At 56.6% G+C, this 13,566-nt stretch carries 11 protein-coding genes; 4 read left to right on the top strand and 7 right to left on the bottom strand.

What is annotated here, in order from left to right:
* Positions 1-19: 19 nt before the first annotated feature.
* Positions 20-478 (top strand): helix-turn-helix domain-containing protein, encoded by a 459-nt coding sequence (locus AAIE04_RS03350; protein WP_074054702.1) that lies wholly within the window; start codon positions 20-22, stop codon positions 476-478.
* 73 nt (positions 479-551) lie between these two features.
* Here AAIE04_RS03350 and AAIE04_RS03345 read toward each other — a convergent pair whose 3' ends face one another.
* The 4 genes from AAIE04_RS03345 to AAIE04_RS03330 all read right to left on the bottom strand — a co-directional run bounded on the left by AAIE04_RS03345 (position 552) and on the right by AAIE04_RS03330 (position 5,523).
* Positions 552-1,592, bottom strand: coding sequence for a fimbrial protein (locus AAIE04_RS03345; RefSeq protein ID WP_498576483.1), 1,041 nt, complete (start codon positions 1,590-1,592; stop codon positions 552-554).
* An 11-nt stretch (positions 1,593-1,603) separates the two neighbouring features.
* Positions 1,604-4,219, bottom strand: coding sequence for a fimbria/pilus outer membrane usher protein (locus tag AAIE04_RS03340; RefSeq protein WP_498576482.1), 2,616 nt, complete (start codon positions 4,217-4,219; stop codon positions 1,604-1,606).
* Between the two features lie 26 nt (positions 4,220-4,245).
* Positions 4,246-4,929: a fimbrial biogenesis chaperone gene (locus AAIE04_RS03335; RefSeq protein WP_019454457.1), complete on the bottom strand. Its 684-nt coding sequence runs from the start codon at positions 4,927-4,929 to the stop codon at positions 4,246-4,248.
* Between the two features lie 66 nt (positions 4,930-4,995).
* The gene (locus AAIE04_RS03330; RefSeq protein WP_004939088.1) at positions 4,996-5,523 is read right to left on the bottom strand and encodes a fimbrial protein; all 528 of its coding nucleotides are present in this window, start codon (positions 5,521-5,523) and stop codon (positions 4,996-4,998) included.
* Between the two features lie 514 nt (positions 5,524-6,037).
* Here AAIE04_RS03330 and AAIE04_RS03325 point away from each other — a divergent pair.
* The 3 genes from AAIE04_RS03325 (at position 6,038) to AAIE04_RS03315 (ending at position 9,175) form a co-directional block, all read left to right on the top strand.
* Entirely contained in the window at positions 6,038-6,754 is a 717-nt protein-coding gene (locus AAIE04_RS03325) for an EAL domain-containing protein (RefSeq protein ID WP_019454458.1), read from the top strand.
* A 21-nt stretch (positions 6,755-6,775) separates the two neighbouring features.
* Positions 6,776-7,366: a LuxR family transcriptional regulator gene (locus tag AAIE04_RS03320; protein WP_025159982.1), complete on the top strand. Its 591-nt coding sequence runs from the start codon at positions 6,776-6,778 to the stop codon at positions 7,364-7,366.
* A gap of 183 nt (positions 7,367-7,549) precedes the next feature.
* Positions 7,550-9,175 carry an FMN-binding glutamate synthase family protein gene (locus tag AAIE04_RS03315; RefSeq protein ID WP_019454460.1) on the top strand — a complete coding sequence of 542 codons (1,626 nt, stop codon included), beginning with the start codon at positions 7,550-7,552 and terminating at the stop codon, positions 9,173-9,175.
* A 110-nt stretch (positions 9,176-9,285) separates the two neighbouring features.
* On the opposite strand, the gene betA is transcribed toward AAIE04_RS03315, so the two are convergent.
* The 3 genes from betA to betI all read right to left on the bottom strand — a co-directional run bounded on the left by betA (position 9,286) and on the right by betI (position 13,178).
* Positions 9,286-10,953 (bottom strand): choline dehydrogenase, encoded by a 1,668-nt coding sequence (betA, locus tag AAIE04_RS03310; protein WP_019454461.1) that lies wholly within the window; start codon positions 10,951-10,953, stop codon positions 9,286-9,288.
* 135 nt (positions 10,954-11,088) lie between these two features.
* Positions 11,089-12,561 carry a betaine-aldehyde dehydrogenase gene (betB, locus tag AAIE04_RS03305; RefSeq protein ID WP_019454462.1) on the bottom strand — a complete coding sequence of 491 codons (1,473 nt, stop codon included), beginning with the start codon at positions 12,559-12,561 and terminating at the stop codon, positions 11,089-11,091.
* A 14-nt stretch (positions 12,562-12,575) separates the two neighbouring features.
* Positions 12,576-13,178, bottom strand: a complete 603-nt coding sequence (gene betI / locus AAIE04_RS03300) for a transcriptional regulator BetI (protein WP_025159983.1) — start codon at positions 13,176-13,178, stop codon at positions 12,576-12,578.
* Positions 13,179-13,566: the final 388 nt, after the last annotated feature.

Here is a 13,566-nt window from a genome sequence, read left to right as displayed (position 1 = left end):
TTGCGGGAGAACTAAAACCATGGATCGCGTCAATATCATTCACGATTTACTAGACTGGATTGAAACTCATCTGGATCAACCGCTGCTGCTGGACAACGTCGCAGCCAAGTCGGGCTACTCCAAATGGCACCTGCAGCGCATGTTCCGCAGCACCACCGGCCATGCGCTCGGCAGCTATATCCGCGAGCGGCGTCTTTCGCAGGCGGCGCAGGCGCTGCGTTCCAGCCCACGCCCGATCCTGGATATCGCCCTGCAATACCATTTCGACTCTCAGCCTTCGTTCTCACGCGCCTTCAAGAAACAGTTCGGCAAAACCCCAGCGGTCTATCGCCGTACCACCCGCTGGGACGTCGCGGAATGGCCGGCACAGCCGGTAGAAGTGGAGGCCGAACCGCGCCACGATGCTCCTACGTTGCCTCGTTGGTATGCGGGCAAGCCGCCGGAAGGCGTCTGCACCAGTTGGATGGGGCTGCGTTAATCAGCACGGTATAAGGTACAAAAAAGGGGTCAGTTCGCGCGAACTGACCCCTTTTTATTGAAGCGACACCGGATTATTTGAAGGTGACGTCGATATTCGCCGATGCGCTAAATGGCCCAACCTTAGGATTGGTGCTCAACCATTTCAGGCTGGCCAAAAAGTTCTTTTCAACGATGGTGCCGTTTACCAGCCCCAGATCGACCGGGCTGTTCATCATGATCGGCGTATTCGGCGTCGCCGCCTGCGAGATCAAAATACCGAAGCCGCTGTCGCTGGTCGGCAGGATCACGCTGTTATCCTGCAATGGATAGGTGGTGCTGAAGCTGGCCTGCAGCGTTTCCCCTTTGCAGTCTTGACCGGTCGTTGGATCGGACATATTGGCGGCGACCGAGAACGGCACCTGTTTCTCGATTTTACCCACCACCGCATTCTGACGCGGAATGGTGCCAAAGTTCACCGTCGAACCGTTGTTGGCCACCACGGTGATTTTCGGGTTGCAGGAGATAAACTGAATATTACCCAGCCCGGAGATGTAGGCGTTAAAGTTGCTGTTCGGCGTACTGTTCAAGCCGCCGACGCCATCGACCTGAAATACCGAATAGGCGTTATTGTCGTTTATCTTGCCGCCGGCCGGCGGCGCCTTGCCGGTTGCTTTAATATAGATAGCGTAAGACACGGTTACCGTAAGCGACTTAGCCGGAGACTGACAGCGGTTGCCCCAGGGACGGCATTCCGTACCAGGCCCGACATCCTGACGCGCGCCTTTAGTCGGTTTAACATCGATCCCCTGGTAAGTGACGCCCACTTCGATCGAGTTATGGATCTGACTCATGCGAGCTTGCGGATCCCAGTAAAGGTAGGCGTTCTCCCCTTTAGGGTTGTTCCAGTCATCCGTACATTGGAAAGTCGAAGTGAAAAGCTGCGAACGCCACAGCAATGCCCCCGGTGCCGTATTAGCCGTCGACACCTTGATGGCCTTATCCAGCACGATATCCTGACGGATGTTGCCGTTCTGCTTACACGACAGCGCATAGCTGCTCTGCGAAAACGCGCCCAGCGTGACCAGCAGCCCCGCCGCCAATCCGAGATTCTTATGCTTTAACAAAGAAGACATATCCTTTCCTTTTACGGTTTTCCGCAGGTCAGCGAAAGTTCCTGATAACCCATCAGCTGTTCGGTCGCCGCTTTCAATTCCGGCACCACCAGAGAGCAGCTTTCGCCCGCCTCGTTGCCCCATTTCACCAGCAGGCGATCCCCTGCGGAGGCACCTGAAATATAAATATCGCCGTTGGTACCGACGGTACCGTTGTTCTTGCCGTCCGCACTGAAGACGTTGGCGCCAATCGGCGGTACGCTGCCGTCGGCCATCTTGCTGTGCACCAGCAGGCTTTGGCCCGTGTGCGTTTCAAACTTCACGCGGGTGATCGCACCGTAAGTCGGCACCACGTCTCTTGCCGCCATCGGGATATCCAGGCCGTTGCCGATATCTTCGGTGCGCAGCGCCACGCGGTTATGGCGGTATGGCGACGCAGAGGTCATCACCGCGTAACCGAAGCGGTCGATGGCGACGCCCGGTTGGTTTTCGATACGAACGCCCTTGGCGTCTTTGGCTTCCACCAGCACAAACGTATTCTGCAGCGGCTGGGTCAGCGTCACGCCGCCGGAGTGTGCAACGATGCCGCCCGCCACGCCCAACGAAGACTGCTGATAATCTTTGCTGTAGCTATAACCAGCATTGATGTTCCCCATGCTGCCCTGATAACCGACGTTAGCCGAGCTGGTTTGGCCCGAATAACGATCATGACCGCTTTGCACCGCATAGTTCAAGCGGTTGTCATCCAACGCCGTGCCGCTCAGGCCGGCGCTGTAGGTATTGCCGCTCTGCTTGCTGTGGCCGGCGTTGAAGCTGGCGGTCATGTCCGACGAATCCTTGCTGAAGAAGCTGAACGGAATCGATACGGTCAGGTTAACGCTGCGGTCTTTATAGCCGTAGTTGCTGCGGCTGTCCTGATAAAAGACGCCATAGCTGATATTTTTATAGCTGCTGTTGAAGCCGGTTTGTACGGTGCGATCTTCACCGGATCCTCCCCAGTAAGACTGGTTGCTGAGGTTGGCGTACAGCGTCGAACTACCGGCAATGCGCTGATTAACAGACAACTCAACGCGCTGGCGTTTGTTGTTGAAACGACTGGTATAATAGCTGCGGCGACGCGACTCGGCCCAGTCCGGCACGCCCAGATTGCGATCGTTTTGATCGTAATAATCGTTGCGGTAATAGCCGTTCTCATAGCGTTCGCGCTCAGCCACCGCATCGGAGAAGTCATAGTAGCCGGAAGTCGAGTAACGGTAACCGGCAATGCGGAATTCAGTTCCCCAGTCGTTGAGCGACTTGGAATACAGGAAACGGAAACTCTCCCCTTGTTTGTCATCGCCGTTCACCAGGTTGGTGTCGGAATAGGACATATCAAAGGAAACAGCCCCCCAGTTCCCCAGGTTTTTGCCCAGGCCCACCACCGCTGAACGGTAGTTTTCCGCCACCAGCACGCCGCCGTATGGCGTGATGTCATACGCCATGCCGTGCGACAAGGTACCCTGCACAAATTTAGGCTGATAACGGCTGGTGCCGTCGTGGTATTTACCGGCGGTCAGCTGATAGTTCCAAATCCCTTCGCGCAGCATGTTCGGCACGGAGGAGAAAGGCACCACAAAGGAGGTTCTCGAACCATTGGCTTCGATCACCGTCACGTCCAGGTTACCGCTCAGGGTGCTTGGGAAAATGTCCGTCAGTGCAAACGGCCCCGGCGGAACGTTGGTGCTGTAAATGGTATAGCCATTCTGCCGCACTTCAACACGGGCGTTGGTCGTCGCCACGCCGCGCACCACCGGCGCATAGCCGCGCTGGCTTTCCGGCAGCATGTCGTCGGCGCTGGACATCTGCACACCGCGGAACTGAATGCTGTCGAAGACGTTGTTATTGGTGTTGGTCTGGCCGATCACCAGACGGCTGCGCAGAGAAACAATATCCGTTTCCGCCCAGCTGGAAATGTTCTTCCAGTGCGTGCCGGCGCCCGACTGCTGGTTCAGCGTCGAGTTGTTGCGCAGGCGCCAATCGCCAATGTTGAGGCCATTGTTAAGGCTCAGGAAGTAATAGTCAGAAGTCTTGTCGTTCTGGTTATTGCCATAGCGGTTATGGGTGCCGCTAAAGTTATAGTTAACAAAGCCGGCATTGATGCCGCGATCGTAAACTTTCGGGGAAATGGCGCCTTGCGGACGCGGGATCAGAAACACCTGCGGCACTTCCAGATCCATACGTTGTACGGCAGCATCATAGCTCAGCTTGGCGCCGGAGATTTCTTGCGGCAATGCATAGCATTGCGCGGCGCCGGCGGTAGTCAGATCGCCAGGCAGCTTTACGCCGTAATCCTGATAGTCCGCCGCCGTCAGGCAAGGCACGACAGGAGTGTCTTTGGACTCTTTCTTGAACTCGATCTCGCGGTGATCGACACGCTGTCCGTTGAGATAGATATCAAACGGGTATTTACCCGGCAGGATATCATCGCCGCTGGCCAGCGCCGCCACCTGAGCAACGTTGTCATCACCATGGATAAAGGAGGTGTTGAACTGCTCCTCCGCCATGGCCATGTGCGAGAATGAAAATGGCACAGCAGAAAAATAAATTACACCATTAATCAACTTAACCAAACGTTTTGGCGTGAGGGTTGTTATTCTTTTGTGTGCCATTTCTTTCATTCCTTGAAGTGCTTCAATCAATTCAGTGCGACGTTTTTAATCTCGGTGTGACCGCCATAGTCGTTGATATAGGTAAACGACATCGTGTTGGCTGATTGCGCGCCCTGAGGCAGAGAGATGCGCAGGCTGTCGTGTGGTTTGACCATATCGGCGTTCACTTTCCAGCTCTTACCGCCGCTCTTCAGGTTCAATACGCCCAAAGTGACAAACAGCGGGCCATCGTTAGTGACGACCAAATTGCCGCCCTGGCGCGTCCACTTCAGCGCTTCTGCCTGCTGCTGCAGATTGGTCTTCAATGAATCCGGACGATAGAACAGTTTGATGCGGGTACGGATCGCCACTTGCAGCACGTTATCTTGCTTAGGCGTTGGCGGAATTTCCTGTACGTTAACCCAGAGCAGAGATTCTCTGTCCTGCGGCAAACCGCTGCCGGAATAGATAAAACGCAAGATGGCGTCTTTCTTGGCAGCCAGTTTCAAAATGGGTGGCGTCACCACGATTGGCAAATTCTTCGGCATCTGGCTTGCGTCGCCAGTATCCAGCCAGGTTTGCACCATGTAGGTATCGTCGCTGTCATTGCTGATTGAGAGCGATGCGGATTTACTTGCACTGTTATAGATGACACGTGTCGCATCAACCTGGATGCCGGCGAAGGCATTAACAGAAAATGCGAATAAAATACCAGTCAGAATTTTTTTCATCGGAATATCTCAACTCTCAAAATTTAGCCATCCATGGCCAATAACTCTATCTATCCTGCCAGCGAATTATTTGTATTCGATGGTGAAGGTAGCGTTAGAGTTTGCCTGACCGGCAGTTACCAGATCCTGGAAGGATTTGTAACGAGCGCGCAGATTGAAAGTCGCAGCGCCTGGGTTATCGCCATCTGCAGCAACAGTTACAGTAGCTGGGGTCGCCACTTCCTGAGAGATAGGCAGGGTAGAGCCGTTGTTATCCAGAATTTCAACACCAACGCCAGTCGCGCCGCCAGTTACAGCCAACAGCTCTGGGTGCCCAGCTGGAGTGTTACCGTCGAAACGCAGGGTGTAGTTACCCGCTTCACATTTCTCCAGGCTAATATCGAAAGCTTTAGCACCGCTGGTGGAACCGGCAGTTGGGAAAGCGGTGGTAGGATATTTACCCAGGTAAACTTCTTTATTCTGGTCTTTATCAACAACTTTACAGGTGGACTGTACAATTTCACCGGTGAATTTAACGTTGCCGTTTGCTGCCATTGCGTTGGAAGCAGTTGCAGACAATACCAGGGCAGCCAAAGGCAATAATACTTTTTTCATTTCCAGCTCCATAGAACAATAAAATAATCGATTCAGTGGCGGGCTTATATATATATTGCCGCCACTGAGCATACACTCAGCGATAGCACTCCCTTGCTGAAAAGGAGCGTTGCCTCGATGAACTCATTGCCGGACGAAATATAGACTAAGCATATTCTTAATGTTAAATCGTTTAAAACATTCATAAGGCCCCTCTTGATAGGAATAAACTATCGGCGAATACCTATCGATCGATGTTGACGATTCATACGAATAGGAATAATCTGTGTTTGGGAAAGCTGCAGAGTTCAAGATTTTGCGATAAGGCCTGAAAATCAGAATATTATCCCGAATATTTACATTTAGTAACAGATTGCGACGTTTGGACTTTGGCACGAATTACGCGTTAAATGGTCTGTCGACACGCTTCGGCCACTCTGGCGCCTTAAATAAGAAATTTACCAATAACCCCGGAGTAACTTTCTTTTTTATTACTTAAAATCAACAAGTTAAATATCAATCCAAGGATTGGGAAATGAGCGGTTCTTTCAGAGAGAAAAATAACGGCATTAATTATGTTTTTCAGCCAATGTTCGCGAAATCGGGACAATTGCTGGCCGTTGAATGTCTGTCTCGCTTTACGTTTAATAGCGAATATGCCCATTTTTCTCCTGAACAGTTCTTTCGCCACGCCGACAGCGCGACCCGGATTGCGATTTTGATGGATCAGATCAATCTGATCGATAAATACAAACACTGGTTTCATGAAAACCAAGTGATAGCCACTTTGAATGTTGACGATTATTCCCTGCAATCGCTGGCGAATAGTCACTTTGCCGAAAGAATTAATGCTATGCGCTGTATTCATTTCGAGATCAGCGAGAATTCAACCCGGCTGGTGAAAGATCGCGTACACGGCGATCCGTCATTGAATAGTTATTCATTTTGGCTCGATGATTTTGGTTCTGGCTATGCGGGTTTTTCCGCGTTGTACAACAGTCAGTTCCGCTTCGTTAAGCTCGATCGTTTTCTGCTTTGGGACTTTATGAAAAAGTCCGGCGGCGAGGGCTTGATGCGCGCGTTGCTGCGCTTCTTTTACCTTAATCATTACAAGGTAATTATCGAAGGAGTTGAAACTCCCGAACACAAGAAATGGCTGGATGAAATGCCATATTACGCACTGCAGGGAAAGCTGTGGAAGGAATCCAGCATCAAGGATTTGAACTCGCTTCTTACAGCTGAATACTTTTAACTCGGTATTGGTGTTTGCCCTATGTCTAAAAACAACGTTCTTGTGATTAGTGAGTGTAAGTACAGCTATGTTGGCCTGTCGGTGCTGCTGAAGAAACATTACGGCGCCTACGATATCCGCCTGTTTTCCGATTTCATGCACGGCGGCGCCAAAGCAGAGAAGATCACCAAGCACGACATTGCGCTGATTTTCACCTCGCAAAATCTGGAACAGAGCGTCAACGTGATAGAAAGCCTGGTGTCCCTGCACCAGCAGTACAACAGCAAGACGCGCCTGCTGGTGTTCTATGACGACGAACGCGTGGTGAAACTGCTGTCGATCCTGGGGATTTCCGTCGAGTTGGTCTCCACCCGCATTCCGCTTTATTCGCTGCAGGAAAAAATCCAGCGGCTGCTGGAAAGCACAGAACCGGGCGGCATCAAGGTGCAGAAAACCCGCGAGCTCAGCCCGGCGGAAAGCGACGTGATCTTCAATCTGCTGCGCGGCGACAGCCTGCTGCACATTGCGGAAAAGCGCGGTACGCACCCGAAAACCATCTTTTCGCAGAAATACAGCGCGATGAAAAAGCTGCGGCTGCGCAGCATGAGCACCATCTTCGTCGCCGGCAAATAACCTGCCCTGGCTTGTTGCGCGGTGCGCCGCGCGGCAACCCGCCCACTCGCCGCGTTAAATTAATGTAACAACCGGCGACAAAGCAGCAACAGACACACAACATCCTCTCCTGTTGGCTACGATTTGCACACGGACTATCCGTGAGTCATGTCGTGTGGATTAAAATAAACATCAGGAGATGTTATGAAGTCGTCCTTATTCAGCCGCTATACCTGCTTTGTGCTGAGCATCTTGCTCACCCTGGTTTTCTTGATCATGATGCACAACCATCCGTGGTTCTGGCTGCCGGCCCTGGCCTGCGGCTGTCTGATGGTGCTGGGTATCTACGATCTCACGCAACAGCGCCACGCCATCTGCCGCAACTACCCGATCATCGGCCGCCTGCGTTTCTTCTTTGAATTCATCCGCCCGGAGCTGCGCCAGTATTTCCTTGAACAGGATAATGAAGAGATCCCGTTTTCGCGCACCCAGCGCACGCTGGTGTATCGCCGGGCGAAAAACGAGATGGGCGACAAGCCGTTCGGCACCCTGCTGGATGTGTACCAAACCGGCTATGAGTGCATCGGTCACTCCATGCGGCCGGTGGAAGCCGCCGACCCGACCAGCTTCCGCATCACTATCGGCGGCGCCGACTGCCGCCAGCCCTATTCCGCGTCAATCTTCAACATTTCGGCGATGAGCTTCGGCGCGCTCTCCGCCAACGCCATTCGCGCGCTCAATCTCGGCGCGGCCAAGGGCAACTTCTACCACGACACCGGTGAGGGCAGCATCAGCCGCTATCACCGCGAAAACAACGGTGACCTGGTGTGGGAACTGGGCAGCGGCTATTTCGGCTGCCGCACCGCCGACGGTCATTTCGATCCACGCCGCTTTGCTGAACAGGCGCAAAGCCCGCAGGTGAAAATGATTGAAATCAAGCTCAGCCAGGGCGCCAAGCCGGGCCACGGCGGCATTCTGCCGGCGAAAAAGGTGGATGCGGAAATCGCCGCCACCCGCGGCGTGCCGCAAGGCGTCGATTGCATCTCGCCGGCCTCGCACAGCGCCTTCACCACCCCGCTGGAAATGATGCAGTTCATCCAGCAGCTGCGCGAGCTGTCTGGCGGCAAGCCGGTCGGTTTCAAGCTGTGCATCGGCCACCCGTGGGAGTTCGTCGCCATCGTCAAGGCGATGCTGCACACCCGTATCCTGCCGGACTTCATCGTGGTGGACGGCAAGGAAGGCGGCACCGGCGCCGCGCCGCTCGAGCTTTCCAACTATATGGGCATGCCGCTGCGCGAAGGGCTGCTGTTCGTGCATAACACGCTGGTGGGTTGCGGCCTGCGCGACCAAATCAAGATAGGCGCCAGCGGCAAGATCATCAGCGCCTTCGACATCGCCAGCGTGCTGGTGCTCGGCGCAGACTGGGTGAACTCGGCGCGCGGCTTTATGTTCGCCGTCGGCTGCATCCAGTCGCAAAGCTGCCACACCAACCACTGCCCGACCGGCGTAGCGACGCAAGATCCGCTGCGGCAAAAGGCGCTGGTGGTGCCGAACAAGGCGGAGCGCGTCTATCACTTCCATCAAAATACGGTGAAAGCGCTGGCGGACATGCTGGCGGCGGCCGGCGTCAGCCGCCCGGAGCAGCTGACCTCGCACCATATGCTGCGTCGCATCACGCCGACCGAGATCAAGGTATACGCCGATATCTATTACTATCTGGAGCCGGGCGCGCTGCTGCAGCCGGAGATCAAAAGCGAGTTCTACGCCCGCATGTGGCGCATGGCGACGCCCACCAGTTTCGATCAGGCGATCTCGCTGCCGGCGGCATGATGGGATAAGGGATAAAAAAGAGAGTTGCCCCCTCGCCTTGGGGAAGAGCATATGGAGAGGGGTTGCTTGCTACGGCGGCCCTCCCCCTCAACGGCGAGAGGGCGTGTCGGTTACAGCTTGCGCACCGGCGCATCACCGGCGACGTAATAGTCGGCGGTACTGCGCGGCAGCGGCGCGCGCTGGCGAATGCGATCGGCTAACTTCTCTGCGATCATAATGGTGGTGGCGTTCAGGTTACCGGTGATGATCAGCGGCATAATCGACGCATCCACCACCCGCAATCCTTCCATGCCGTGCACCCGGCCCTGGCCGTCGACCACTGCCATCTCATCCTCGCCCATTTTGCACGAACAGGACGGGTGGAAAGCGGTTTCGGCATGCTCGCGCACGAAGGCGTCCAGCTGCTCGTCGGTCTGCACCTCCGGCCCCGGGCTTATTTCGCGGCCGCGGTATTCGTCCAGGGCAGGCTGCGCCATGATCTCGCGCGTGATGCGAATGGCGTCGCGGAACTCCTGCCAATCCTGCTCGGTCGCCATGTAGTTGAACAGAATGCTCGGGTGTTGACGCGGATCTTTCGACTTCACCTGCACCCGGCCGCGGCTCGGCGAACGCATCGAGCCGACGTGCGCCTGGAAACCGTGCTCTTTCACCGCGTTGCTGCCGTTGTAGTTAATCGCCACCGGCAGGAAGTGATACTGAATGTTCGGCCAGGCGAACTCTTCGCGGCTGCGGATGAAGCCGCCGGCCTCGAACTGGTTGCTGGCGCCGATGCCGGTGCCGTTGAACAGCCACTCCGCGCCGATCTTAGGCTGGTTGAACCATTGCAACGCCGGGTACAGCGACACCGGTTTCTTACAGGCGTACTGCAGATACATCTCCAGGTGATCCTGCAGGTTCTCCCCCACGCCCGGCAGATCGTGCACCACCTTGATATCCAGACTGTTCAGCAGCGCCGCCGGGCCGACGCCCGAACGCTGCAGAATCTGCGGCGAGGCGATGGCGCCGGCGCACAGCAGCACTTCGCGGCGCGCTTTGGCGTGGGTCAGCTGATTGCTGTCGCCCTGCAAATAGTTGACGCCCACCGCGCGCTTGCCGTCGAATACGATGTGATCGGTCAGCGCATGGGTGACGATCTTCAGGTTTGGTCGCGAACGCGCCTGATCCAGATAACCGCGAGCGGTGCTGGCGCGGCGCCCTTTCGGCGTCACGGTGCGATCCATCGGGCCGAAGCCTTCCTGCTGGTAACCGTTCAGATCGTCGGTACGCGGATAGCCCGCCTGCACGCCGGCTTCCACCATCGCGTGGAACAGTTCGTTGTTGCCGGCTTTCGGCGTGGTGACGCTCACCGGGCCCTCGCCGCCGTGGTAATCGTTCGGGCCGATATCGCGCGTTTCCGCCTTGCGGAAATACGGCAGGCAGTCCAGATAGGTCCAATCTTCCAGGCCAGGCGCCTTGGCCCAGTTGTCGAAGTCCATCGCGTTGCCGCGAATGTAACACATGCCGTTGATCAGGGACGAACCGCCCAGCCCTTTGCCGCGGCCGCATTCCATCCGGCGATTGTTCATGTGCGGCTCAGGGTCGGTTTCATACGCCCAGTTGTAGCGGCGACCCTGCAGCGGAAACGCCAGCGCGGCCGGCATCTGGGTACGGAAATCCATCCGGTAATCCGGGCCGCCGGCTTCCAGCAGCAGGACGCTGACGTCGGCGTCTTCGGTCAATCGGGTGGCTAACACGTTGCCGGCGGAACCGGCACCGATAATGATGTAGTCAAATTCCATTCATTATCTCCTTACTTTATAGGCCTGCATGAGACGAAAACGCGAAGCGCGGATCCACAACAGGCGGTGTATTTGGCTCTCTGGGGATTGTCGGCCGCAGCCATCCGGCTGCGGCTCGAAAGACGACGGGGATAGTTAAAACACCGAGGCGTAATCGCCCAGCTCAACCTGCACCGATTTGATCTGGGTGTAGTGCTCTAGCGTGGTCAGACCGTTCTCGCGGCCGACGCCGGACTGCTTGTAACCGCCGACCGGCATTTCCGCCGCCGACTCGCCCCAGGTGTTGATCCAGCAAATGCCGGCTTCCAGCTGATGGATCACGCGGTGCGCGCGAGCCAGATCGTTGGTCACCACGCCCGCGGCCAGGCCGAAGGTAGTGTCGTTGGCGCGGCGTACCACTTCCTCTTCGTTCTGGTAACTGAGGATGCTCATCACCGGCCCGAAGATCTCCTCGCGCACGATTTCCATGTCGTCGCGGCAGTCGCTGAACACCGTCGGCGCCACGTAAGCGCCCTTGCCGAACTCGCCGTGGGTGACGCGTTCGCCGCCGCACAGCAGGCGCGCGCCGCTGTTTTTACCGCTCTCGATAAAGCGCAGCACCGACTCCATGTGCGCGAAGCTGACCAGCGGCCCGAAGTTGGTCTGCGGATCGGTCGGATCGCCGAGGCGAATGCGCTTCACGCGCTCGAGGATCTTCGCCTCAAACTGCGCCTGCAGCGCCGCCGGCACGAAGACGCGGGTGCCGTTGGTGCACACCTGGCCGGAGCTGTAGAAGTTGGCCATCATGGCGATATCGGCGGCGCGATCCAGATCGGCGTCGTCGAAAATAATCAGCGGCGACTTGCCGCCCAGCTCCATGGTGACTTCCTTCAGCGTCGACCCCGACGCGTTGGCCATCACCTTCTTGCCGGTTTTCACCCCGCCGGTGAAGGACACTTTGGCGATGCCCGGATGGTCGGTCAGGTACTGCCCCACCTCCGCGCCGCTGCCGGTCACCACGTTGAAAACGCCGTCCGGCAGGCCAGCTTCGGTGTAAATTTCCGCCAGCTTCAGCGCCGTCAGCGACGTGACTTCGCTCGGTTTGAAGATCATCGCGTTGCCCGCCGCCAGCGCCGGCGCGGACTTCCACAGTGCGATTTGAATCGGGTAGTTCCAGGCGCCGATGCCGGCCACCACGCCCAACGGTTCGCGGCGAGTGTAAACGAACGAGGTATCGCGCAGCGGGATCTGTTCGCCTTCGATGGCCGGGATCAGGCCGGCGTAGTACTCCAGCACGTCGGCGCCGGTGACGATGTCCACCGCGGTGGTTTCCGACATCGCTTTGCCGGTATCCAGCGTTTCCAGCGCCGCCAGTTCATCGTTACGCTCGCGCAGAATATCCACCGCGCGACGCAGGATGCGCGAACGCGCCATCGCCGTCATCGCCGCCCACACCTTCTGCCCGCTGGCCGCGCTGGCCACCGCACGATCGACGTCTTCAGCGCCGGCGGACTGGACTTCAGCCAGTACTTCGCCATTCGCCGGGTTAATGGCGTTGAAGGTTTTTCCAGCGGTGCTGTCTACATAGGCGCCATGAATATAGAGCTTCTGCAAGCCAAAACGGGACATAGGATCTCCTTGGGTTATCCTCCAGGCGGCGTTTGCCCCCGGAGTTGGAACGTGATGTATTCGGTCGTGAGCGCCAACGCCTGCGCCTGATTGAACGCCGAACCGCGCAGCGCGCTGCGCAGCCACAGTCCGTCGATCAGCGCCGCCAGCCCCTTGGCCGCCAGGCGTGCCTGCGGCTGCGGCATGACGCGGCGAAACTCGGCGCACAGGTTGGAATAGAGCCGGCGGCCGTTCACCTGTTGCAGCCGATTGAGCTGCGGCTGATGCAAACTGCTGGCCCAAAAGGCCAGCCAGGTCTTCATCGCCGCGCTGTTGATCTGGCTGTCGTCGAAGTTGCCGGCGACAATCGCCTGCAGCCGCGCCGCCGGGCTGTGGTCGGTCAGCGCCTGCAAGCGCAGCTTCACCGCCTCGCCCAGATGGCTGATCAGGTAGCGCATCGTGGCTTCCAGCAGGCCGTTCTTATCCTTGAAATAATGGCTGATGATGCCGTTGGAAACGCCGGCCCGCCGCGCGATCTGCGCAATGGTGGCGTCATGCATTCCCACTTCGTTTACCGCGGCGAGCGTGGCATCAATCAACTGCTGCCTTCTGATTGGCTGCATTCCTACCTTTGGCATATTTCGACTCTCACAAAACCGACTTCGGCCTTATCTCAGCGGGCAAATTTCACTGCCGTTTCGCCCGTGATTCAGGTCATCATGCGGACTATTAAACTTTTTTTTGATTGAACGTTCAATAAAAATTGCATATATTTTATTGCCGCCTGGTTAAAAATTTGTACTATCTGGTTGTGGAACTGGCTGATTTTTGTGAGGTAATTAACGAATCTGACCAAAATCAGTGGCTGTAAGCGGTTCCCGCCGCGAAGCGCTCCGGCGCTTCAGCAACAGGCGAAAGCGGCATCACTCAGGCCATCCCCGTGGGGATGGCCGCCGCCTTCATTCGCCCGTTTTCCGGCGGCGCCAACGCGCCCCAGAATGCGGAGCGGCACGATTTTACTCAGTT

The organism is Serratia sp. Ae19-1 (assembly GCF_059801225.1).
Note: the sequence above shows the minus strand (reverse complement) of the source record. Positions and strands in the feature narration are given on the sequence as shown.